Annotated in this window: 16 protein-coding genes; 6 read left to right on the plus strand and 10 right to left on the minus strand. The window is 45.0% G+C overall.

Annotated elements, in window-relative coordinates; translation table 11 throughout:
• Window positions 1-6 precede the first annotated feature (6 nt).
• The 5 genes from HGH91_RS13885 to trhA all read left to right on the plus strand — a co-directional run bounded on the left by HGH91_RS13885 (window position 7) and on the right by trhA (window position 8,226).
• The gene (locus tag HGH91_RS13885; RefSeq protein WP_168739095.1) at window positions 7-3,363 is read left to right on the plus strand and encodes a TonB-dependent receptor; all 3,357 of its coding nucleotides are present in this window, start codon (window positions 7-9) and stop codon (window positions 3,361-3,363) included.
• A gap of 19 nt (window positions 3,364-3,382) precedes the next feature.
• Window positions 3,383-4,912 carry a RagB/SusD family nutrient uptake outer membrane protein gene (locus HGH91_RS13890; protein WP_168739097.1) on the plus strand — a complete coding sequence of 510 codons (1,530 nt, stop codon included), beginning with the start codon at window positions 3,383-3,385 and terminating at the stop codon, window positions 4,910-4,912.
• A gap of 28 nt (window positions 4,913-4,940) precedes the next feature.
• Window positions 4,941-6,377 (plus strand): aryl-sulfate sulfotransferase, encoded by a 1,437-nt coding sequence (locus tag HGH91_RS13895; RefSeq protein WP_168739099.1) that lies wholly within the window; start codon window positions 4,941-4,943, stop codon window positions 6,375-6,377.
• Between the two features lie 22 nt (window positions 6,378-6,399).
• Window positions 6,400-7,392 carry a c-type cytochrome gene (locus HGH91_RS13900; protein WP_168739101.1) on the plus strand — a complete coding sequence of 331 codons (993 nt, stop codon included), beginning with the start codon at window positions 6,400-6,402 and terminating at the stop codon, window positions 7,390-7,392.
• Between the two features lie 189 nt (window positions 7,393-7,581).
• Window positions 7,582-8,226: a PAQR family membrane homeostasis protein TrhA gene (trhA, locus tag HGH91_RS13905; RefSeq protein ID WP_168739102.1), complete on the plus strand. Its 645-nt coding sequence runs from the start codon at window positions 7,582-7,584 to the stop codon at window positions 8,224-8,226.
• 15 nt (window positions 8,227-8,241) lie between these two features.
• Here trhA and HGH91_RS13910 read toward each other — a convergent pair whose 3' ends face one another.
• Window positions 8,242-9,126: an AraC family transcriptional regulator gene (locus HGH91_RS13910; RefSeq protein WP_168739105.1), complete on the minus strand. Its 885-nt coding sequence runs from the start codon at window positions 9,124-9,126 to the stop codon at window positions 8,242-8,244.
• 100 nt (window positions 9,127-9,226) lie between these two features.
• Between HGH91_RS13910 and HGH91_RS13915 the strand changes: the two genes are divergently transcribed.
• Window positions 9,227-10,180: an NADP-dependent oxidoreductase gene (locus tag HGH91_RS13915; RefSeq protein ID WP_168739106.1), complete on the plus strand. Its 954-nt coding sequence runs from the start codon at window positions 9,227-9,229 to the stop codon at window positions 10,178-10,180.
• A gap of 60 nt (window positions 10,181-10,240) precedes the next feature.
• Here HGH91_RS13915 and HGH91_RS13920 read toward each other — a convergent pair whose 3' ends face one another.
• From HGH91_RS13920 to HGH91_RS13960, 9 genes are all read right to left on the minus strand, one after another.
• Window positions 10,241-10,561, minus strand: coding sequence for a hypothetical protein (locus HGH91_RS13920; RefSeq protein ID WP_168739108.1), 321 nt, complete (start codon window positions 10,559-10,561; stop codon window positions 10,241-10,243).
• A 17-nt stretch (window positions 10,562-10,578) separates the two neighbouring features.
• Window positions 10,579-10,956 carry a hypothetical protein gene (locus tag HGH91_RS13925; RefSeq protein ID WP_168739110.1) on the minus strand — a complete coding sequence of 126 codons (378 nt, stop codon included), beginning with the start codon at window positions 10,954-10,956 and terminating at the stop codon, window positions 10,579-10,581.
• Between the two features lie 60 nt (window positions 10,957-11,016).
• Window positions 11,017-11,388, minus strand: coding sequence for a hypothetical protein (locus tag HGH91_RS13930; RefSeq protein ID WP_168739112.1), 372 nt, complete (start codon window positions 11,386-11,388; stop codon window positions 11,017-11,019).
• 411 nt (window positions 11,389-11,799) lie between these two features.
• Window positions 11,800-12,315 carry a hypothetical protein gene (locus HGH91_RS13935; RefSeq protein WP_168739113.1) on the minus strand — a complete coding sequence of 172 codons (516 nt, stop codon included), beginning with the start codon at window positions 12,313-12,315 and terminating at the stop codon, window positions 11,800-11,802.
• A gap of 126 nt (window positions 12,316-12,441) precedes the next feature.
• Window positions 12,442-12,828 (minus strand): hypothetical protein, encoded by a 387-nt coding sequence (locus tag HGH91_RS13940; protein WP_168739114.1) that lies wholly within the window; start codon window positions 12,826-12,828, stop codon window positions 12,442-12,444.
• A 745-nt stretch (window positions 12,829-13,573) separates the two neighbouring features.
• Complete coding sequence (locus HGH91_RS13945; protein WP_211092302.1) at window positions 13,574-18,028, minus strand: DUF6443 domain-containing protein; 4,455 nt, start codon at window positions 18,026-18,028, stop codon at window positions 13,574-13,576.
• Between the two features lie 21 nt (window positions 18,029-18,049).
• The gene (locus HGH91_RS13950; RefSeq protein WP_168739115.1) at window positions 18,050-21,433 is read right to left on the minus strand and encodes an RHS repeat domain-containing protein; all 3,384 of its coding nucleotides are present in this window, start codon (window positions 21,431-21,433) and stop codon (window positions 18,050-18,052) included.
• Between the two features lie 323 nt (window positions 21,434-21,756).
• The gene (locus tag HGH91_RS13955; protein WP_168739116.1) at window positions 21,757-23,448 is read right to left on the minus strand and encodes a sodium:solute symporter family transporter; all 1,692 of its coding nucleotides are present in this window, start codon (window positions 23,446-23,448) and stop codon (window positions 21,757-21,759) included.
• A gap of 130 nt (window positions 23,449-23,578) precedes the next feature.
• Window positions 23,579-24,460 (minus strand): inositol oxygenase family protein, encoded by an 882-nt coding sequence (locus HGH91_RS13960; RefSeq protein WP_168739117.1) that lies wholly within the window; start codon window positions 24,458-24,460, stop codon window positions 23,579-23,581.
• Between the last annotated feature and the right edge of the window lie 110 nt (window positions 24,461-24,570).

The raw sequence follows: 24,570 nt of genomic DNA on the forward strand, positions 1-24,570 counted from the left end.
TAGAGTATGCAATCCACTATTGCGGGTACGCGGTGTGATAGCCACCGGCGTTCAACCAAACATCTAAAGCTCAGGGGACTGGTCTCCCTGCTTTGCTTCGCTACCGGTATGCAGGCCAATGCGGCTTCGTCGCAGCAACAGCAACTGGTAAGCCTTTCTTTTAAAAATGCATCTGCCAAAGAAGTATTCCGTGAAATCAACAAACAAACGGGCTTAAACATCCTGGCAGATGAAGCCCTGCTGGAAAAAAGCGGCAAAGCCAATATTGTAGTCAACAATATGCCGGTTAGCGAAGCGCTGAATATCATCATGCGCAACCAGCCACTCACCTACACGATTGAAGGGGGTGCGATTATCGTTAAAACCAAGGCTGCCACGACGCAACCAGCCAGCACACCGGCTCCCCCGGTGGAGATCCACGGAGTGGTTACCAACGCCAAAGGTCAGCCACTCCCAGGCGCCACCATCACCGTAAAAGGTACACGACAGGGTACCGTATCAAAACCAGATGGTAGCTTTACTATCAACGTCAATCCCGGAGAAACCCTGGAAGTGAGCGTGATGGGCTACAAACCCTGGTCGATGAAAATAGATGGTAAAAACAGCACCCTGAAAGTATCGCTGGAAGAAGATGTAGCCAACCTCACCGACGTAGTGGTGGTGGGATATGGTACTACCAAAAAGAGAGACCTCACCGGTTCTATCAGCTCCATCAGCAGCGACCAGATGAACAATGGCGGCGTTACTTCCAATGCGGCACAAGCCATACAGGGGCGGGCAGCCGGCGTACAGGTAAGTCAGTCGAATGCCGCGCCAGGCGGACAAACCATCGTTCGTATCCGTGGTGGCAACTCCATCAAATCTACCAACGAACCGCTCTATATCGTTGACGGTTTCCCTTCCGAAACCGGAAAGGACATCAACCCGAACGATATTGACGACATACAAATCCTCAAAGATGCATCTTCCACCGCCATCTACGGTTCCCGTGGCGCCAATGGCGTAGTGATGATCACCACCAAAAGAGGTAAAACCGGCAAGCCCGCTATTCAATACGATGGCTACTACGGTACGCAACGCATCGTAAAAGAATACGACAAAATGAATGGCCTGGAAAATATGCAGGTCACCAATGCTAAAGCCATAGAAAAAGGACAGCCCGCTTTTTACACCGCTGCCGACCTGGCCAGTGGTCGCAATAATGACTGGTTTCAGCTGGCTACCCGCCCTGGTATGGTACAGAGCCATAACCTCAGCGTAAGCGGCGGCGCTGCCGAAGACCGGGTATCTTTATCCGGCAGCTATTTCAGACAAGATGGCGCCCTGAAAAATACCGCTTTTGAAAGGTATTCTGTGCGGTTAAACTACGACCGTCAATTTACGCCTCGCTTCAAAACCGGCGCCAGCGTTTACGCTTCACATGCCTATACCAACTTCAAAACTTATGATGGTAACATCGTTCCATCTAACGTAATGTATGGCGTACTCACCGCTTCTCCGGCCATCCCGGTGTATAACGACAATGGTACCTTTGCCCGGTTCAAAGGCCGCGACAACCCGCTGGCCTGGCTGCTGGCCCCTACCAACGACCGTTACGAAAATAAAGTCAATATCAACGCGTACGCCGACTACCAGATCCTCAATGGCTTCAACTTCCGTGTAAACGGCGGAACAGAATACGCTACCACGAAAGAAGGCACCTACCTGCCCCGCGACCTCGTAGATGGTGAAAAAGTAGGCGGTAAAGCCAGCGTAAATGATGTAGCTACCACCCGTAACCTGGTGGAAGCCTATTTCACTTATAAAAAGGTTTTCAATACTATCCATTCCGTGAACATGGTGGCAGGGGTATCTTACCAATCCGACATGTATTCCCGTCACTATTCACAGGTACAGAAATTCAGCACAGATGCTTTCCTGTATCACAACCTTGACGGCGGTACCGAGCGCCTGGCCAGCAGCAGTTCTGACCTACCTTCTAAAATGGCTTCTGCCTATGGTCGTTTAAACTACTCACTGAAAGATAAATACCTGCTCACCTTTACGTTCCGTCGTGATGGCTCCTCCAAATTCGGAGGCAACCGCCGCTTCGGTAACTACCCTTCCGGCTCTATCGCCTGGAGAGCGGGTGAAGAAGAATTCATCAAAAACCTGAATATATTTTCCAGCCTGAAATTCAGAGGCGGCTATGGTGTAACCGGTAATGACCGGATTCCTGACTTTATCTACATGTACCTCTTTGGTCCTACCAACGTATCACTGGGTACAGGCAGCGACAGCTATGGCGGCACAGTGGTAACCCGTCTGTCGAATCCCAACCTGCACTGGGAAAGCACCTCCCAATTCGATGCAGGGGTAGACATGGGCTTCTTCAACAACCGTGTTATGGCCACTATTGATTACTACCGGAAGAAAACCAATAGCCTGATCTTTGATATCCCTATCGGCGACTGGAATGGTTTCAGCACTCAAACAGTGAATGCCGGCGGCATTAGCAATAGAGGTATTGAATTGTCTATTAACACGGAAAACGTTACGGGTAAATCATTTACCTGGAACACTACCCTCAATATCGCTTATAACAAACAAACCGTACTTGATCTTGCTGGCCGTCCTTATATCATTACGCAAACAGCCAACCTGTATGGCGGTCGCGCTACCGATTTCACCAAACTGGAAAAGGGACAGGAGCTCAGTACTTTCTACGGCTATGTATATGACGGCGTTATCAAAACCGGCGAAGCACATACCGCACAGCCTAATTCCAAACCGGGCGATCCCAAGTATAAAGACATCAGCGGTCCCAATGGCAAACCAGATGGTATCATTGATGCCAACGACCGTACTTACCTGGGCCATGCCAACCCTCATTACATCTATGGTATCAATAACAACTTTACCTGGAAAAATTTTGAGCTGAACATCTTCCTGCAGGGCGCATTGGATTACAGCCTTTACAACGCTACCGCCCTGGTGCTGGAATCTGGCCCTGGTAAAGCTGCGCTGAACCGGTGGACAACCAGCAACGAAAATACCGACATCCCCCGGGATGGATATGCCATTCCTTATGGCGGCATGATCAACTCCCGCTTCGTGGAAAATGCTTCTTACCTGCGTTGTAAAATGATCACACTGGGCTATAATCTTCCCGTAGCTAAAACTTTCCTGAAAAGCCTGAGAAGCGTGAAAGTATACGGGTCCGTACAAAATTTATTTACGATTACTAAATATACAGGATCAGATCCCGAGGTAAATACCAACCTGAATAGCAGTGGGGCCAACGCCAACCTTTCTTCCGGATTGGATTACACCGCCTTCCCTGCTTATCGCACGTTTACCGCGGGCCTTAAACTGAATTTTTAACCTGTAAATTCCGGAACAAATGAAATACGCATATATCGCCTTCACCGCACTATTATTAGGAACGAGTTCCTGTAAAAAACTGGTGGAACCCAAAGTATATAGTTCTCTGACCGATGCCAACGCCTTCCTGACGCTAAGTGATGCCAAGGCAGCCGTGAACGGTGTTTACTCCCGGCTGAAGCAGCCCAGCGGCCGCTCCGATGCCTGGATGTATTACGCCGGCTTCCAGGTAACCATCTCCGACCTGACCACCGATGTAGGACACGCCAGCTCCGGCGGCGACGTAGGACTGATGTCGGATTGCCTTTGGGCACCCGCCAACACTTACCTTGCTTTTGCCTGGCAGCACCAGTATAAACTGGTGACGGATGCCAACACCTCCCTGTATTATATTCCGAAGATGACCAGCATCACGGATGCACAGAAAAATCAATTTACGGCAGAACTGAGATTCCTGCGGGCATTAGGTTATGTGGACCTGACCGATGCCTTTGGCCCGGTGATCCTCGTAACAGAAGAAACCGTAGCACAGAACCTGAAAAATCCAACTTATGATGCTCCCACGCCCACTACACCGGTAGCAGACATCAATAAGCTGATCATCAGCGACCTGGAATATGCTGCGCAAACCCTGCCTGTCAACTACCTGAACAGCGACATTTATACTACCAATGATGTGGGCCGTGCTACCAAAGGCGCCGCCATGTCGTTGCTGTGCAAACTGTATATGCGCGAACACGAATGGCAGAAAGCCCTCGATCTTACCACCGAAATCATGAAGCTGGGCTATGACCTGTATCCTTCCTACGCCGGTTTGTTTGCAGAAAAAAACAAATGGTGCCAGGAAAGTATTTTCAGCGCACTGGCCGACCCGCTGAACGACGCCGTAGAAATCATGAACCACTTTGGTCCTATCAACAACCCGGTAGTAACCGACAGATGGCAGTACTTTGCCCTCACCTGGTACTTCTGGAATACTTTTGCCGCCAACGATGACCGTAAACAAATGTTCTATTACGATTACGTTGGTACCGACGGACTCCATTACATGCAGGCGCCTGCCGGGCAAACCAATCCGCCTGCCGGCTTCTACTACATGCCGGATGTGGCTACCATGAAATTTGCCGATCCTAAAGGTTCTACCACCTACTACGATGGTCACGTATTCCCGATTCTCCGTTATGCCGATATCCTGCTTTGCCGCGCCGAAGCGCTCAATGAGTTGAGTGGTCCTACCGATGAAGCCATTGGCCTCATTAACCGGGTAAAAAGCCGCTCCCATGCTACCGGCCTGGGTAGCGCCGCTTTGTTCAACAAACAATCGCTCCGCGATGCCATCCTGCAGGAACGTGGCTGGGAATTTTTCTTCGAATGCAAACGCAGACAAGATCTCATCCGCATGGGCAAATATGAAAGTGTAGTAAATACCTACCTGACTGCCGTAGGAAAAACAGGTTCCATTACCCTGCCGAGAGATAAATACTTCCCTTATCCACAGGCACAGGTAGACTTAAATAAAAGTTTAAATAATAGCGACCGCCGTCACTAACTTTAATGCTTCAACATTAGACATGATGATGAGATGGAATATAATACAACGCATGCTGCCATTGGTATCAATGGCAGCAGCGTTTTTATGGTGCCTGCCTGGTTGTAGCAGTGGCGGTAATGATATCACCGAGATCCACCTCGATCCCCGGGGACAAAATGCCCTGAAGGTAAAAGTGACGGTGCAATGTACCGACACGGTAGATGCCACCGTGGAGTATTGGCCCAAAGGAAAGGAGCAACAGCGCAGCACAGCGCCATTGTCGATCCACCAGCTTCGACATACCATTGTACTCACCAATCTCCAACCGGTACAAGCATATGAATACCGTATTCTGACCGGCCATGGTAAAGCACTTTATCCCAGCAAGGTATATTCCTTTACCACCAACGATTTCCCGGTATGGATGAAAGATATGTTCAGCGTTATTTGTCCCGATAGTTCGGTACTGCCGGCTGCCTTCCGGAAAGGATATGTGATGGTATCCCGCCGTGAAGACCCGGGTGTGCTGTTCCTGCTGAATGCCAGAGGAGCGATCGTATGGTATCACCAGGTAAGCGGCACCGGCTTTAAGGTAGCCCGTTTCACCGATCAGCATACCTTCCTGGCCCTGCTGGGCGGCCCTGGTTATGAAACCAGCTATGGCGACCAGCTGCTGGAAGTATCGCTCGCCGGCGACACGCTGCTGAACCTGAAAAAAGGGCAAGGCGACTTTAAACAAACCATCCACCACGAAATACTATTAAATCCAAAAAATCAACTGGTGACCCTCTGCGTGGAAGAAAGAATTGTAGACCTGCGCAGCAGAGGAGGACTGGAAAAAGACACCGTGAAAGGCGACGGCATCCTGGTGCTGGACCGGCAGGGCAAACAGGTATGGAAATGGACGGTATTTGACGCACTGAATCCTTTGGACGATAAAAATATCTCCAAAGAAAAAAAAGATTGGATGCACGCCAACTGCATTGCATTTGACACAGACGGTAACTACCTGGTTTCTTTCTATAACAATGGGCAGATCTGGAAAATAGATGCCCGCACCGGCAAACGCCTCTGGACATTCGGCAAAAACGGTGACTTCCCACTGCCCGATTCCGCACTGTTTGATCAGGCCCACGCCATTCACATCAACAAACAGGGCGACCTGATGTTTTTTGACAATGGCGTCAGCAAAAAAATATCCCGTACACTGGCATTTAAACTGGATGAAGACAAACGACAGGCGCAGCTGACGCTCGATACAAAATTGCCGCCGGAAAACTACAACGAGCGAATGGGCAGCAGCTACCTGGTTAACGACAGCACGCTGTTACAATGCGCTACCAAGCGCAATACCGTGATACTGACCGATAAGAGTGGCCGGTTTTTATGGCTGTTGAGAAAGGGCATGTCGTCGTACCGGGCCTCCTTTATCCCGGCAGAAGATGTGGCGCCGTTTGTAGCACAGCCAGGATACCCGCATTAACATCTACCTAAAAAGACAACACATGAGAAACTTAATAGTGATGAGTTTGATAGCCGTGGGCGGATATGCTATGATAGCTTCCTGTGGCTCATCTGCAGAGAGTAAAAAAGCAGTACCGGCGATCGCCGACGCGGAAAAATATTACAGCGCTGATACCAGCCTGATTCCTCATGATCAGTTTGGAGATGCCGTGCGTTACGGCCGGGAGCTGATGGTGAATACCGCGCAATATATTGGGCCGGATGGAAGCGCCGGGAAATTTGCCGGCAATAAACTCAACTGTACCAACTGCCACCAGGATGCGGGCACCAAGGCGTTTTCCTTTAACCTGATGGCTTCGCATGAAAACTACCCACAATACAGGGGCAGGGAAGGTAAAGTGTTAACGCTGGCGGAGCGGGTCAACAACTGCCTCACCCGCCCGCACAATGGCAAGCCATTGCCGCTGGACAGCAAAGAAATGGTGGCATTCCTGGCTTACCTCAAATGGATCAACAGCTTTGTGCCCAAGGGTACGCATTTTAAAGGAGCTAAAAATTTGGCGGTGAGCTTTCCCACCACCGCCGCCAGTCCGGAACACGGGCAGGTACTATACCAGGCCAACTGTTCCCGCTGTCATGGCCCCAATGGAGAAGGGCAATGGAATGCAGATAAGAGCACGTATGTATACCCGCCGCTCTGGGGCAACAATTCCTATCAGCCTGGTTCCAGTATGCATCGGGTGATCAAGCAGGCGGAATGGCTGAAAAACAACATGCCTTTCGATAAAGCTATGCCGGGCAAGCCGTTCCTCTCCGATGCCGATGCGCTGGACATTGCCGCCTTCGTGAACAACGATGCTATTCATCCGCGGCCTAACCCGAAGAGCTTCGACTATCCGCATATCGCTGAAAAAGCTATCGACTACGACCATGGCCCTTTTGCAGACACGTTTTCTATTGCCCAACATAAGTTCGGGCCTTACACGCCGATTATCGACTATTGGAAATCGAAAGGGATAAAACCTATTTACTGATAGTTTTATTTTTTAGGGAGAGATGGGAGAAGAGCGGCGCTGCTGATAGCACCGTTCTTCTCCCATCTCTCTTTATAATACTGAAGTTGTTTATAACGAAATAGATAAACTCGATCAGCCCCGGGTGATTATTGTCCTACTTTTGTAGATATAGCACAATAAAAGGCTTCAATAGAAAAAATAGTCACCATGCCAGTCAGTAAGAACGCAAACGGATATAGCCGTCACCAGGAAGTAGTAAATGGGCTCATACATGGGCTGGGCATCATTTTCGGGGTAAGCGCACTACCTATGCTCGCCGGGATAGCCGCTACACATGGCAACACGCCCGGTATTGTGGGCGCCTGTATTTATACCTTCTGTTTTATTTTATTATTTACCAATTCCACCATCTATCATTTGTCGCAGGAAACGGCCATTAAAAAGCTGTTCCTCGTATTCGACCATATCAGCATTTATTTTTTGATTGCCGGCACGTATACCCCGTTTCTACTGGTGTATATGAACAACTCCTTTGGTATTACCCTCCTGTCGGTACTCTGGAGCCTTACGCTGATAGGCGTGTTCTTTAAAATATGGTTTACGGGGAAATACGATATTGTATCTACCATTATTTACCTCGCCATGGGCTGGATTATGGTAGCCGGCGGGCGACGCTTTTTCGACACCCTGCCCCTGCCGGTGATGATCATGCTGGCCATTGGTGGCGGGTTATACACGATAGGGGTTATTTTTTATATCTGGGATAAATACAAATATACCCATGCCATCTGGCACCTGCTGGTATTGGTGGCGGCTATCTGTCACTACGTAGCGGTGTTGATGACCATGTAGTTGGTCGCGGAATTATCAGCCACTCATTCCCGGCTGATAATTCCTCTCTGCCCACATCTTTTTCCGGTATTCCGTAGGGTTGATCCCGTTATACTTCTTAAAGGTTTTGTTCAGGTGGCTTTCATCAGTAAAGCCCAATTCTTCCACAATTTCACTCATCCGCATATCGCTGTATTGCAACCGGGTTTCCACCAGCTTCAGCTTATAATTCGTGATATACCGCTGTATGGTATTGCCGGTGAGTTTTTTAATATATTCCCCGATATAGTTTTGGGAGATATTAAATTTCGCCGCCAGTTTCTCTGCCTTTAACAGCTCCGGATAGTAGATGTTCTGGTGTATATAACTGATAATTTCGTTAGACACCTCGCTATTCCCCGCCGCCGGCTCCGGCCGCATCAGGGATACGTTGCGCGCTACTATAGTGATAATGGTGTTCACCAGCTGCTGCACCACTTCATTGCGCATGGACTGCTCCCTGGAATATTCCAGTATGAGGGCATTCATCAGCGCTCTTACCACAGGTTTATCATCTTTATTTTGCAGGATACAACCCGGGAAATGGTGATTATTATGGAAAATATACTCCAGTTTCCGGGCCCAGTCGCCCAGGTTACTATGGGGATTACCGGCACGTTGCGCCTCCAGGTAGATCCCGTTAAACCGGATGAATACAAAAGCCGTCCGCGTACTCACCCTGGTATGCACGGTGTTCTGCGGCATCATCAGGAAAAAATTTTCTTCTGCATAGTCATATATATGCTGATTGTTGTGTAAAGTGCCTGTACCCTTTAAAATATATACCAGCTCAAAGAAATTATTCCGGTGTTGTCCCATCGGGCATACCTCCTCCTCCGCATATATGATGTCGAACGGTTTATAAAGATTTATTACCTGCATAACCTGAATTTGTACAAAATGAACCCCAATTGATACAAGGGGGGAACTACAAATTTATTGGAATTTTGACTCATCAAATCACAAAAAACAAACTACTTATATGAAAGCAATCGTATTACAACAGACTGGCGGCGTAGAAAACCTGGTCACCAAAGAGGTTCCCACCCCAGCTATCAAAGACAACGAAGTATTGATCAGCAACAAAGCCATCAGCATCAACCCGGTAGACAACTACGTAAGAGCCGTAGACGAAGCGTTAAAGGCCTTTGTTCGCCCTGCCGCCGGCGAAGACATCATCCTCGGCTGGGACATCGCAGGAGAAGTAGTAGCCACCGGCAAAGCCGTTACCCACCTCAAAACCGGCGACACCGTATTTGGCATGGTTAATTTCCCCGGCCATGGTAAAGCCTACGCCGAATACGTAGCTGCCCCTGAAGACCAGCTGGCCCTGAAACCAGCCGCCACTTCCTTTGAAGAAGCTGCCGCCGCCACCCTGGCTGCCCTCACCGCCTGGCAAGCCCTGGTAACCTACGGCCACATAAAGAAAGGCCACCGGGTACTGATCCATAGCGCTGCCGGCGGCGTAGGCCACTATGCCATCCAGATCGCCAAACATTTCGGCGCCTACGTGATCGCCTCCGCATCACCCGCCAAAAAAGCTACCGTACTGGAACTGGGCGCCGATGAACATATTGACTACACCCAGCAACCGTTCGAAACCGTAGTGAAAGACGTAGACCTGGTACTCGATACACAAGCCGTTCCCGGCCACCTCGAACGTTCCCTCTCTGTGCTGAAAGATGGAGGTCGCCTGATTTCCATACTCGGCAACATCGATGAAGCCCTGCAGCAAAAAGCCGCCGCGAGGAATGTATACACACATCGCTTACTAGTGCACTCCAACGGGGAGGATATGAAGTCTATTGCGGCGTTGATGGAGCAGGGAGTATTGCGGTCCATTGTAGCTCAGACATTTGGATTTGAAGAGATGGGTAAGGCGCATACGCAGGTAGCAACGGGGAAAACGCAGGGGAAATTGGTGGTGAGGGTGTAAACCTACATTATCCCGGATAAAGTTTTAACGACATATCCGCAAGTAATGCTTGCGGATATGCTATTTTTGTATTGGTCTGTTAAAAATGGGCCAATCCTTCACATACTGGATATCTATAGAATCTCCTATTTGAAGCTGCGGGTCTTGTGAGTCATTATCAAATGCTTTGCCATTAATATAAAAACGGTAGGAATAAGACCAGGTATGACTTACGGGACTGTTACCCCAGTAATTCCTATCATCAATAATTACCGCCCTAGCTCGCCGCGGATCATGTTTTAATAAATATTTTGCCAGTTGCACTTTGCCTATCTTATAAAAGATGTAACCAAACATTACTAAAAGTGTAATAATTGTCGTAATACTCTTTAGCTTACTCATGCACTTTGCTTCTTTTACTATGAGCGTATTTCCGTTACCTCTACTCCTTCGGCAAGTATCTTTATTTCGCCACCAGTTGAAGATGTCTTCAGTATATAGCAATTCAACTTAACGTGATCAAACAACCCCTTCCATCCCCGGTAAAACGATAATAGATCCGGATCATCAGCTGGTGCAGTGTAAGCCGTATCGATGGATTCATTGGCAATAATTCCGAAATTCATGGTGGCTTTAAACAGGTATGCTTTTTTGAAAATAAGTCTTGACTTAGGCTGTTCTTCGTACCAGTCAATCACCATCTCCACGCTGTCATTGTAACCTGGATTACTCCGATCGATAAAGATGCTTTCGAGAATGGAGTCGTGCCAATAACAGTCATCAAAATCAAAATTCATAAGTCAATTATTTATAATCAAGGTAATATTTCAGGTCTTTTTAGCAATAGGACAAAAGCCCTATTCTTTCTTCTCCCCGAATGCTACGAGGAGATATTTTGAATTCAATATTAAAAAAAATGAAAATAAAAGTAATGCCAATGGCTGAAAAACAGGAAACTTCAAGGGCCCTATAGAAAATTGCCAGATGGTGATGTTTACGGTAAATGCAGCCAAATTAATTACAGCGAGTAACAATGTGATGCCGGTCAATAAAACGCCCATTCTGAAGCTAAAGAAATATAACACTGCATTTATTAGCACTAAGCCTCCACCAATAAAATGCCTGACTTTTCCAGCATGCGCTACAGCCAAAATATCTATCCATGTTACAGTTGTAAATATAAGCAGTATAAGAAAAGGGATCAAATTCAATAACCTCTTATAATTCATTCGTATAATTTTCAAGCTTTAGGAGCCTATTATGGCAATAATACAACTCTTAATATCCATTATCTAACTCTGTCACTACCATTTCGGGCCTGTCTAAGGCATACCGAAAGTTGATTGAATCTCCTTCTCTCAAATTATGCGGGTTACTATTCCACCCTCCAGCATACTTATATTCCTTACCCCTAATCTGATATCTTACCTCAATACTATGCCCCTTGTAAGACCGCAGCTGTACAATAATTCCTTTAGAATAGTCGTAGCGCTTATTTATCAACTCCAGTTTAGCAGATTTTGACTTATTTGCGGACTTGGAAATAAAATACAGCGCACCAGTAACGACGCCTATGATTACAATAAATATCAAGACTATCTTTAGTCGATTCATTTGCTACCATTTTTCGGCAAAATTGCTTATTTGAATACATTGTTCAAAAGAAGCACAATTTCCTTTGCCCTTGTTCCCGATCCAATATCAGAAAATAAAAATTCATCACCGTTTTTTAGAATGACATAAAGACGATATCTTTTGAACGAAGGCTTTTGCTGAGTCGATCTATAAGAGAATCTGGCAATATCAGAAACCGCAAATGTCACCTCCTGGTTCATAAAAAAGAGGAGCCGTGTAATTGGGCTTCTTCGTTTTATTATTGAGCTATTACTGTCAAAACTGGCTTTAAAATCGTTAACTGCTTCGAAATCGTACCATAGTGAGAAAAATGCTACTCCAAATAACAATAATCCTATAAAAAGATTGACTCTCTGCATCAGTAATACAACCAGCGGCAATAGAACTAATGTAGTAACGCTGTTATAGTCAAAGAGCGGCGAGCTAATATTGAATCCGCCCTCATCAAACTTGAACTTAGGAGATGAAATGCCTTCATTTTCAATATAATCACTCAGTTTATCAAGAAATGCCGTTCTCATGTTTATTTAATAATAAATTATCAACTCATTGTAAAGAAACAACTCCAGTTTTCCACTATGCTTTTCGCCCCACCAAGTAACATCTGGCGCGTAGGCTAATGATATGATTAGAATATATGATCTTCTTTAATCCTTCTTTTCACTCCAAATTACGAAACCATTTCTTTTTGCCACGAGAGAGTCCACTATTTTTTGATAGGCGAGAATAAGACTTCCTTCCAATACTTCATTTGTACGATCATACCCAAGTTCAAAAATAACAACCCACCTTCTTTCATTCCCTGTCAAAGAAGATAATAAATTTACTAACACACCATTCTCATTTATAGTATCCAGAGAAATTTCAATCATCAAATCATCAAGCCCTTCAACTATCGAGATACACTGCCACTGGCATTTTCGAAACTTATCTGGCAATAATGATATAATGTGTTCTGGCACATTTGATTTAATCAATTTAAAATAATGGAGTCTCGCTTCTTCCGACCTTGGGGATATTCTTCCTTCAACCATTCGAAAGCTGGCTGTTCAAAATTGATTAGTGATATTCCTGATTCTACAGGTAATAAAATTTCGAAACCGATGTCCATAAAATGTCATTTCCAGAAGAAAGTATAATGCTTTCTTTTTGTCAGCATACACATGCCATCCTCTCTTGTCGTATTCATCTTACAAGATATAGCTATAGTCACTAGATTTTACTTGAATGCTTTGAAAAATTCATCGGTAAAAACCATTATTCAATTCTATTAACCGAAAATTGTGTTAAATTCCTGAATTCACCTTTCAAACGAGGAAATGGAGGTAACTCCTTAATATCTGTATCTTCTTTGTCCATTACAAGCGATTGGACAGATTTAGCTTTCAAATAGTGCAAGAAGGCGTCTCTCTTACATGCCTAGTACCTATACCTAACGAAAACCCAGTACATCAAAACTAGCGCCGCTATACTTCTATAGTCAAACAGAAGTTAACAACACGCCTCTCCATCTTGAAGTGAGAAGATGAAATCCCTTCTTTTCAATGTAACTACTCATTCTGTCAGAAAACTCTCGATTACGAGGGTACAAAAAAATAGTACAAAGTCAACAGAAGAACAAGAAGAGATATAATATATCCTGCCCACATATTTCGAGTTTCATGGTTAGCTATCTCTTCAGATAGCCTGCCCTTAAATCCTTTTAATATCCAGAAAAAAATGGCCCCTATCCAAATGGAAGTGAGTCGTGCTGCAAAAGGTTCTTTCGCCATATATTCCTTATTTATATTTCGCTCTTATTTTATCCAATGTGGAAAAAAATTGGCCCGCCGCGTTACTATTGAAGTCTGTGACGTCTAATTGATTCTTCTTTAATATAACGCTATAAGTGCTGTTGCTCGCATGACCTCGACTGATAATCTGTTCCCCCAGACTTCCCCATCCAACTGTCGCCCCGTCAGACGCCCCCGGAATATCAGGAGTCATATCATCTCGCTTCTGGCCATCATTTTTTACTGGCACCGGGAAGTAACTATGATCCTCCTTCAAATATGCTTCAAACGTAGAAGCAACTGGAGCTGTAATAGAATTATCTACAGTATTTATCTCATTTACAGAAGAAACACCTCCATAGGCAAAATTTTCGTGGCCTACCCCATATTCTTTTATGGTTGTAGTAGTCTTTATATTGACATTATTTGACTTACTGACTATTTCACCTTTAGAGTTTACTACAGTAGTAGATGATATTGTAGTGGCTTTTTCAACAGTAGTTTCCCTTGTAATAGAATTAGCCGTTGGCCCTTTAGTTTTAATCTTTTCTTTAGAAACATTAACAGAGTTTACTGTAGTAGTTTCCTTTATAGTATATGTCTTTTTCTTTTCATCATAAGAAATGCCATTTAACTGAGATCCATCATCAAAAGCCATTGGTGCCATGCCGTCTGGATCGATAAACCTAATTGGGTTATCAAATGCATATACATAAGGGCTCCAGCGCCTCATCAAATCTGCTTTAGGATCCAAAACATTCCACCGGCCTAGCTGGGGATCATACATACGGTTCCCAAAATCTAATAATTCAAGGCCGGTACCGTCAGACATCTCGAAATGCTGGATTTCCTTGCCGTTAAACTGATAGCGATTCTCCGGATAATTCGCTCCCTTCAACGCATTCGAACTAATCCCCGCCATCGTCAACCCAAATGGATAATAATGTGTTTCTTCAAGCAAGGGGCCAGAATTAACTCCCAATATAATATTATCAAAAAACACCGGTTCCGCACTTTCATTACTGGTATACGCGTACAAGAACCCGGTCTTTTTAATCACCATCTTATCCTGACCCAGTGTCTGCAACTCATCTGGTGTTGCTTTCACCTGTTTTACCCCGCTATTTTCTTCTACTAATTTAAACTCATCATCGAAAAGTACAAAATTAAGATAGGCTTTCGGGCGGTCTGCGTTAGGTTGATCTGGTTCTTTCTCTTTCAGGCGGCGGTAGTCATTATTATAGAAATTATTGTTAAAAGGTGTCAATTGGTCTGATGTGGCCTCTCCATGTGCACCGTTATTCTGGCCAGCATTTCCGTTGAAGGCCTGAACGAGGTCCGCTACCATGTTTTCCGCAGTGGCCACAGCTGATTTACCCTCTTTAGGACCATTCGATTTGTAAAACGCCTTGGCACTCAGCTGAATAGTATCACCAGCCATTACGCGTAATACAATGGAAGGTCCGATTTTTTTACCAGCGCCTGTTGCAGTGAGTTTTGCTACAGAGGCATTCTGCCCGGCACTTTCATCTGCGGGATAACCTACCGGTTTATCGGTGCGGGTATTATCAATGTTGCTGAACAAAGCGGTTTCTGTAGCTGCTGCCGGGGCTTCCATCGTAGCAGCATACATGGTAAAGTCGGTCTGGTCCGTTAATACCATACGCACATTGCCCAAATGATCTTTCACAAAGTAATCGAAAGGATACTGGGTAGCCTGTCCTGTTTTAAATATAGGCCGTATCCTGCCTTCCTCATGCGCCAGGAACTGCAAAGTGTCATTCTGGTAAGCAAAACCACCTATATAGTCGGTAACGGTCACTTTATCCGTACTGGTGGTTTTATCCGTTACAATCTTTCTCCACTTTACGCCAGCGGCATCGTACAGGTATTTGATTCTCCCCTTGCCGGTGATTACAATACTATCCGGCAGGTTCAGGTGGTTATAAGTGATGGAGGTAATGTTTTTGTTGAGGTCTTTGATCAAATTACCATTGGCATCATAATCATAATCATCTCCGCTATTGGTACCGTTGATAAAATCTCCCAGTTTAGCGCTGGCAGTATTAGCGGTATCGGCTACCGCAGCCAGTTTGTTGCTGGTGGACCGGTATGTGTAGGTAAGACGGTCGATCATCGTTTTACCAGTACCCACCATCCCCATCTGGTTCATAGCCGTAATATTACCATTGGCATCATACCCCAGGTTGCTCACAGAAAAATCTTTCTGATCTGCAGTCCAGTTGGAGCTACCGCTGTTTTGCTGTGAAAAAGGCGCCGACAGAAGGCGATTTACCTTATCATAGCTATAGCCATAGGCACGTGCGATACCATCACTTTTGCTCTTCCAGGTACTTCCCGCAATGTTTCCATTATACTGCAAGGCAGTGAACCCAGAATCATAGGCCAATGTTTGCCCAAACCAGTTAGTGGAACTATTGGGAGCACTTGCGTAAGCTTTGTTGATACCAGTCAGCCAACCGCGGATATTATAATCGTAAGTTAATGTTTCCAGCTGCGAGCTACCTGCAATGCCCAAACGCTTTGTTTTCAGTTGCCCCAACTCATCGTAGGTATTCACCGCAACAGTTTTATCCAGGGTCGGACTGGCGTCATTAAGCCGCTTCTTAACGCTGGTGAGCCGGCCAGCGGCATCGTAGTGGAGCATCGTTAATACCGTCGTTTGCGGAGAAAGGCTACTACGGAGGTTTTTATGCCGCAGATAAGTACTGAGTACCTTACCATTAAAATCATACAGACTAGTCATAATATCCAATCCGCCATTAATATTCTCTGCCAATACCTGGATAACCCGGCCCTTATCGTTATAGCAATTGGTAGTGGTTAACCATTGTTGGGTACCTAATATTCTAACTTTCGTACCGGTCACCAATCCCTTCGTCAGGTTACTGCGGGCAGCCGGCAGTGCCTCCGAATTCAGGCTGCCATCCGCCTGGGGCTTGCCAATGTCATTACTGAAATAACTCTGCGCTCCGGGGAAAGTATAATCGTCATAGTAAGTATAGGTCAACGGCGTCAGGGAATCCGCCGGAATGGTCGATAGCGTAACACTGGCTGCAACATTACCGCTGCCGTTGGTAGCTGCCGGGTTAATTACCATATCTGTGGCTGCACCTGTACCCGTATCAAATCCATCCACCACGCTAATGCTGTTGCCTGCCTGGTACAGGGGCTTCAAATCGAAACTATCCAGGATCAGATCAGCCGGCACAGGGAAGTTGTAAGCAATAGTTTGACTGCTGCTGCCACTCACACCATTCAACGTAGTTTGTAAAGATTCACGGGTAAGAGTAGCATTTTTATATAAGGCTGTCATTACCGGTCGGTTTAGCCCATCATAAAAAGTAGCCAGCCAGTTTTTTCCTTTCATATTACCATCCCGGCTAAACGCCAATCTATCCCGCACATCATACACCATTTCAGTAGAGTCAGCGCCAGGCACTTTCTTTACCATCATGCGGTTGCGGCCATCATAGCGGTATATAAAACAAAGCTCGCCTGCCACAGCAGTACTGATCACCCAATTGCTGGCAAGGGCCGCCTCCACCGCTTTGGGAGGAATCACAAAACGAAGGTTCCCTAAGTCATCGTAGGCATAGTAAGTACACAACCATCCCATATGCCCGGTACCCGGCGTGGCGGAAAGCTGCACCTTTTTGAGCACTACCCGGTTTTCCTTGTCTTTATATTCCACTACCTGGTTGCCAGCTTCATCAATACCTACATTCTCATATAACTGGCCCGCAGCATATACGCGGCCAGCAGCGCTGGTTGGTATTACCTGCCCATTTGCGAAGTCCCAAATCCTTACAGAGTCACTGACTGCATTCACGAGGTACTGATTCTCTACATATTTATTCCCTCCTCGTTCTATGCCAGCGGGATTGTTCTTTGCCCAGCTGGCGCCAGGAGCATACGTCTTCAGCACCCGGTTTAAAGGCGAAGCCTCGAAATCAATGCTGCTGTAATGCACTTTTTCACCCGGCGTTTGGGATAAGTAAAAAGTATTTTGCGCATTAAAGGGATCGGTCTTAAACTTTCCATCGGCGGTTCCGGGAGCTGTATAAGGCAAGTACTTCTGTTGCTCTCTCCCAAAGGCATCGTATATAACCGGCGCCACCAGGTCTTTACCTCCCGGGCTAACGGCTTTGGATACCGTTTGCAGCGGCCTGCCAAGGCCATCAAAGTATTGGGTAGTTTGCCGCACCTGGTCTACGGTACGCGCAGCCGCCGCAACATAGGCAGTATCGGTAGTAGATACCGCGGGCTCCCAGGTACGTACATAGTTGATAGTAGTATTGGTATATGCCGCTGGCACAGCTATCGGTGTAGCCGCAGGCCGCACCGTGGATGTAGGCGTTTGCGCAGTAGCCATTCCTCCTCCACTCAGCAGAAGAATAATAGCCACCAGCTTTTTATTTAAAATAGGGATATTTTTCATGCTACATTCATTAAGGGGTTATTAACGTAACAGGGATTGATACTGGTAATCGAATTGTTTAAGGACGCTTTTATTCTGATCACGGATCACTTTCAGTCTTCCCATTTCATCGTACTCATAATAGATCGTTTTACCAGACGGATCGGTTTCACTCGTCATACCAAACAAAGGAGTATAGGTGAAAGTAGTTACCAAAGCCTGTGGTAAACTCGTACGAATACCATTTAAAGCTGTTCTTAACTGATCAGGAGTATAACTATCCGTATTGGTTAAATAAGCGGGAGCAATGTACTTCATCACGGTATCATAGGTACTGCCCACAATCTTAGCCACAGGGAATTGCTCATTATAGCCCCACAGATATACCTCGCGTACATCATTGGCATTAGCCTTCTCTTGTATATTTCCTTTAGATGTATAACTGATCACACTCACCCGGTCCTCCGTTGGATTATTAACAATCTGCTCCTTCAGATTTTGAAAAGCAATGATCTGCTTGTCGGACCTGGTAAACATATAAGATACCGTTTTCTGATCCATCTGCCCTGTTCCCACTTTTTTGGTCAATGATATAATTGGCGCAATCATATTCCTGTTAATCATGCTATCATATACCGCGCTGGTTCCTTTAAGGTCCAATGGGTAAGTATAGGCCATCGACTGTACTTTTCCATCACTCTGGTTTTCTGATACATCCCGGATCATAACGCGATTCGTATCATTGATATAGGAATAGGTCAGCATCTTTTCCACTAGCTTGCCTGAGTTATCACTGGCATATGTCCGCTCCGTCGTTGACTGTAACCTTTTCCGCATGAAAACAAGCGGATATTTCTCAATATCCAGACTTATAAGGTCTTGATCATTGGGCTCTGGAGTTTTACATGGTGGGGAAGCTAACTTTCTGACATTGTAATTGAAAACATTTCCCTTAATCAATAAATCATAAACATTTTCAATGGATTTTATTAGCTGTAGCGAGTCAACACCCGGGGAAAGAATCCGCTTATACATATTTGTTTTGGTTTCTCCTATCATAAAATCACCGTATGCACAACGCGGTGTCCCCAGTATCCTGTTATTCCATACGATACTGGAATTAAGAATACCATTGAACGAGAATATATGCTCGGTTGTCTGTACTTCACCCAATCCTTCAATGGTTTCAATAATTGAAGAGTGATATGTACTGGATCCCCCAATAGTTGTGGTAGGCATTACAATGTTATTCCCAATATTTACATACCATAAGTTTGCTAACGACGAACAGGGAGTTCCACCTGAACACGTAGGAAAAAATGGGGTCTTTACTTTTTCATACATATTCTTGCTGAAGTAAACTCCAAAAGTAGAAATAGAAGAATCTTTCAGATTCATGTAATTAAATAATCGTTTGAGCGCTTTGGTTCCACTATCTGTATAAGAGGTGATAGAGGAAACACTCACGGCTCCAATAGGTACAATTATCGGAATAGTATCTGCTTCCTGGTTCTCCAGGACAAAGTCTACCGATCCAATTGTACAGCCACCTACTACAGTCAGACTCAAAATATATTGCCCTGGGTTGAGCCATAATGACAGTGAATCTGATTTATCAATACCAACGCCTCTCGTTGCAATGACACTCAAAGTTGCAGCGTCTTTAATGGTAAAAGTAGCTTTCTGATGAATGGGATCATAATTACAATCCGGGTTATAAGTATCGAAGTTAACATTGGTATAGGCTATTACTGGCTGATAGAATGGAATAGTTATATTTTGGGTAATGGTAACAGTTCCTGTGAAGCCACTACCATGGGTTATAAGATTTTCATGTTGAAAGTGGTGGACTATTTTAGTATCAGGTCCTTTATTATAACTATATCCTATCGAATCATAGCCTCCCGTTGGATATGTTATTGTTTTTAACATTCCATAAGTCATTAATGTTGTATCTGGTGTACGATCTCCAAACCTTGGCTTTCCAGCAGGCATATTATTGTAAATCCCCGGATATTGATAGCTAACATCTGGCATCTGGTATTCATTTGACAGCTTACCATTGTAATAACCATAATAATCCTGGGCTCCTGACATACGCACTGGCAGGTCATTACCATGAATATAATCAAACTTATATCTCAACAACTTACTGGTATCTGCCAAACTATTTCCGGCAATTTTACATTCACTCAGATATAACCTATACTTCAGCGTAGTATCCAAAGACCCTATCTTTTTCTCTCCTTTGAGAAAGCTGTCATTAATATCAGTGCTTGAAAAATAGTCCTGTTCCAACACCATTTGCTTTACTATCTGGCCCTGATTATTTTTAACATAAATCCCATTTAATGCGAGCCCGCCCCCATCTTTTCTATTGGTATAACCAAAATCAACACTTCCATTAGTAAATGTAATGTGACTCAAGGCCTTACCTTCTATTTTATTTGAAGTAATCCCACAGTTGTAGGTATTTGTCTTCAACGGTGGAGGCGGATTTGAACAAGGTCCGCCAGTTTCTTGGCTATCCCACAGGATAGTAAATAATTCACTCAAATTCGCCAGATAGGTATGGGTATAATAGCTATAGCTCAACTGTATTGTATCTTGATTCGGCTTGATGATCGATGTCAAGTACCATGAAGTAGGAAGCGGATCAGGAAATGGCTTGGGTCCTTGATACCCACTTTCAATAGTAGCATTAGTTTCAACAGCGTCAAATGTATAGACAATCCCATTTTCATCTGTAACTTGGAACCCGCTTGTTAACGTGGCTCCAAGCTTCTTTATCCGAAGATTTGTTGTATTCAGGCTCGCAGGCTCATTATTCGCATCCATTATAAATTTAGCATCTAACCCATTCATATTAATGGAAAAAAGATCAGACTCTCTATCAGCCAAAGTTTGCTCCATAGCGAAGTCAAAAACCGCTCTGTTCAGTAAATGGAAATCAGTGTTAAAATTATCAAGCACCTGCCCCCATTCTGCTCTCTTCTCATCTGGCTTCCCCAATACAATCCTTGAAATCGCGCCACCGCAATTAAGACTCCAGCCCAATCCCACATTCGACGCCAACTCATTCACCCTGATCCCATTGGAGGCATAATTGATCGATATCGGCAAACTCAGGGACCTAGAATTGATAGTATAAAAAGGAATCCCCACACTCGGCGTACCAGTCGAGAGGTTCACGCTCGCATCAGCTCCTTTATTAATGGTCGCGGCGTTCGGTGAAGGTAACAATATTCGATTGGGCTCCAGGTTGGGCACATCAGACGACGTCTGGGCAACCCCACCTATCACCACTCCTAAAAAAACACTTAGGAACAAAACAGATTTCCACATAAAAGACAAACCACATAATCTGTCATTATGCCCGGGATAAATAACCATTGCTTTATTATCAGTTGAATTTACAATTACCATTGACGGCGATTTTGGTATAGGAGAATAACACCAGGAAACTCCTGCTGCATATGTTTGGGGATACTAAATACTTGCTAAATATTCACAGACTAAGTCAAATACTTCAAATCAATACTCATAAGTACAGAAATTTTTATTACGGGTTACGAAAATGTTGACAAACAAATTACCTCTCTAAGGTATACAATTTTAAAACTAATCTCAAATTTTTACTAAAATCCCCTCCCGTCACGCACCCTACATGCGCACGTGAAAAAAACAGCCATGGTCTTCCTACCAACCAAAACAAGCAAACAACAAATAGATTTAGAGTATATACCCGCCTACCAAAACCGCACGTAAATCACCGATAATAACAACAAAATAGTGACCGCCAATATAACAGACGACGGCTTCAATTTAAACATTTCATAATCCAGTGCAAACGCCTTGGCACTCACTTTCGGCCCCGCCAGGCTAATAGCCACCATCACCAGCACCGTGGTCAGGAACGACCATCCCAGGCTGATAAAAAACGGGATCTCATATACGCCGCTGGCATTGTGGAACGCGGAATACAACATGGTTTCCGGTCCAAACGCTTTTACCGCTACCTGGTTAAAAAACAGCGAAGCGCCAAAACCAGTGATGATACCGGCGATAGCGGCAGCTCCACTGGTGCGCTTCCAGAACATGCCCAATATAAAAGTGGCGAATACACCCGGGCTGATAAAGCTGGAATACTTCTGCACAAAGGTATATCCTCCGGCGCCACCGATGTCCAGCACATCGTTCCAGGTAAAGAACACGCCGATAACAACAGCTACTATAATGGTTAAACGACCTACCCACACCAGCTGCTTTTCGTCGGCCTGCGTATTGATATATTTCTTATAAACGTCTAACGTAAAAATAGTAGAGATGCTGTTCGACTTGCCCGCCAGTGAAGCCACAATGGCAGCGGTCAATGCAGCGATGGCCAGTCCTTTTAACCCTGCCGGCAGCAAGGTGAGGATGGCAGCGTAGGCGCCATCTTTATGTCCCCCTTCCAGTTGTGGTAAATGCCCATGCTGGTATAATACATACGCTACAATACCTGGCAACATTACAATCACCGGCATCAATATCTTTAACAAACCTGCGAATAAAATACCGGTGCGTGCAGTCTGCAAATCAGCCCCCAGCGCACGTTGCGTAATGTACTGGTTGCAGCCCCAGTAATTCAGGTTGCTGATCCATTGTCCTGCTATATACATCCCGAAACCAGGTAGTATCAGGTATTTGTTTACATAGTCTTGTGGCGCGTCTATAGCCGGCTTCTTCAGCATCATATGAAAATGATCCGGCGCTTCTTTCATCAAAATATTAAAACCGGCCAGTACATCTTTCCCAAATCCAAATTTTTCACTCACCACGGTCAACGCCATATAAGTTGTAGCCAGGCCACCAATAATCAATACGCCTACCTGTATCACATCAGTATAACCAATTACTTTCATGCCTCCCAGGGTAATGATAATGGAAAAGATGGCCAGCGCCAGCATCACCTCATGGAAATAAGCACCGCCTAAAAGCCCATTGATGGCTAATGCCCCCAGGTATAAAATGGAAGTGAGGTTTACAAATACATACAGGAACAACCAGAATATCGACATGATCAACGCCACCGTTTCATTATACCGCGTTTTCAAAAACTGCGGCATGGTGTATATCTTGTTTTTGATATATACCGGCATGAGAAAAATGGCCACGATGATCAATGCTGCCGCCCCTACCCATTCATACACGGATACGGCAATACCCACAAAAAAACCATCGCCGCTCATACCAATGAACTGCTCTGCTGAAATGTTCGACGCGATAATGGAAGCACCTATGGCCCACCAGGTCAGTGAACCCTCTGCAAGAAAGAAATTCTTGGAAGCACTCGTTACACCTTTCTTCTTCCGCTTGTAAATCCAGTAACCATAGGTAGCAACAATAACAAAATACAATGCAAACACCAGGTAGTCCTTGAGGACAAGTTGATAACTCATAAGTGGATCGATAACGTGGGTATAAAATACCTGGACTGAATATAACCAATTCCGGCGTGGAAAACTTAAAAAACTATCGGGTTGGATGTAATAGCACCCATACCCGATAATATTGATACTAGCTGATTAATCAGAACTTTAAAGTAGATGGCAGGTATTTCGCCACCAGGTCTTCATAATATGGTTTTAACGCTTTCCAGTTAGGCGGGTTGGGACTCTTGGAATACAAGTCATACGGATTAAACAAATCCACCCACTTAAACATTTCCACATCATGCGCATTCATCAGGTGGCCATAGGCATGCTCTCTATGCTGCGGATAAAAAGAGTGATAACGCAGCATATACAACCCTGGCTCCGGCAAGTGTGGCTTCATGATCTGGTAAATATATTCGTCGTGCCCCCAGCTCATATGCACATTATCCAGTCCGCAATTGGCCTCGTATACACCGTATTTGGTGTTGTAATCCGGGTTATTGATATCCGAATTGTTTTTGAAGAATTCAGGAAAAACAATCTTATCAGAAAAAGCACAGCCCACCGGGAAAGTATCTCCTACTACGGCCCATTGCGGCTCGCCAAACAAACACAGTACCTTGCCCATGTCATGGAATAAACCAGTCAATACCATCCAGTCAGGATGACCATCCGCACGGATCGCTTCTGATGTTTGCAATAAATGCTGGAACTGATCCAGGTCGGTATCCGGGTCAGAGTCATCTACCAGCTGGTTCAGGAAATCAAAAGCATCCCATACCGACATCTCTCTTTTGTTGAAGGAAAGAAATTCCTGTTCTTTCTGCCTTACAAATGCATATGACTGGTAAGTATGATTCAGACGGTAAAATTCGCGTACAGTATCCCGGGGAGGCGCATCATAATTCCGGAATTCACTGGTGCTTTTTTCCTTGTTGATATTGGCGGGATCGGGATAGCGCTCCAATAAATCATCTTCCCATTGGTCCAGCGATTGAAGAGGTGCAGGATCAGGCTGCCCGTTAACGTTATCCATAATATCAGGTTTTTAAAAAGTTCGTGGAAAAGCAGGAATAGTTCCTTTGCTAAATATGCAATCTTTTTAAAAATCTTCCGCATAATAGAATAACTTTATTTACTTAACCG

This window comes from Chitinophaga eiseniae (assembly GCF_012641265.1).
GTDB classification, from domain to species: domain Bacteria; phylum Bacteroidota; class Bacteroidia; order Chitinophagales; family Chitinophagaceae; genus Chitinophaga; species Chitinophaga eiseniae_A.

Coding starts and splice junctions, on each gene's coding strand:
- HGH91_RS13885 (WP_168739095.1), top strand. CDS start 7: ATGCAATCCACTATTGCGGGTACGCGGTGTGATAGCCACCGGCGTTCA.
- HGH91_RS13890 (WP_168739097.1), top strand. CDS start 3,383: ATGAAATACGCATATATCGCCTTCACCGCACTATTATTAGGAACGAGT.
- HGH91_RS13895 (WP_168739099.1), top strand. CDS start 4,941: ATGAGATGGAATATAATACAACGCATGCTGCCATTGGTATCAATGGCA.
- HGH91_RS13900 (WP_168739101.1), top strand. CDS start 6,400: ATGAGAAACTTAATAGTGATGAGTTTGATAGCCGTGGGCGGATATGCT.
- trhA (WP_168739102.1), top strand. CDS start 7,582: ATGCCAGTCAGTAAGAACGCAAACGGATATAGCCGTCACCAGGAAGTA.
- HGH91_RS13910 (WP_168739105.1), bottom strand. CDS start 9,126: ATGCAGGTAATAAATCTTTATAAACCGTTCGACATCATATATGCGGAG.
- HGH91_RS13915 (WP_168739106.1), top strand. CDS start 9,227: ATGAAAGCAATCGTATTACAACAGACTGGCGGCGTAGAAAACCTGGTC.
- HGH91_RS13920 (WP_168739108.1), bottom strand. CDS start 10,561: ATGAGTAAGCTAAAGAGTATTACGACAATTATTACACTTTTAGTAATG.
- HGH91_RS13925 (WP_168739110.1), bottom strand. CDS start 10,956: ATGAATTTTGATTTTGATGACTGTTATTGGCACGACTCCATTCTCGAA.
- HGH91_RS13930 (WP_168739112.1), bottom strand. CDS start 11,388: ATGAATTATAAGAGGTTATTGAATTTGATCCCTTTTCTTATACTGCTT.
- HGH91_RS13935 (WP_168739113.1), bottom strand. CDS start 12,315: ATGAGAACGGCATTTCTTGATAAACTGAGTGATTATATTGAAAATGAA.
- HGH91_RS13940 (WP_168739114.1), bottom strand. CDS start 12,828: ATGGTTGAAGGAAGAATATCCCCAAGGTCGGAAGAAGCGAGACTCCAT.
- HGH91_RS13945 (WP_211092302.1), bottom strand. CDS start 18,028: ATGAAAAATATCCCTATTTTAAATAAAAAGCTGGTGGCTATTATTCTT.
- HGH91_RS13950 (WP_168739115.1), bottom strand. CDS start 21,433: ATGGTAATTGTAAATTCAACTGATAATAAAGCAATGGTTATTTATCCC.
- HGH91_RS13955 (WP_168739116.1), bottom strand. CDS start 23,448: ATGAGTTATCAACTTGTCCTCAAGGACTACCTGGTGTTTGCATTGTAT.
- HGH91_RS13960 (WP_168739117.1), bottom strand. CDS start 24,460: ATGGATAACGTTAACGGGCAGCCTGATCCTGCACCTCTTCAATCGCTG.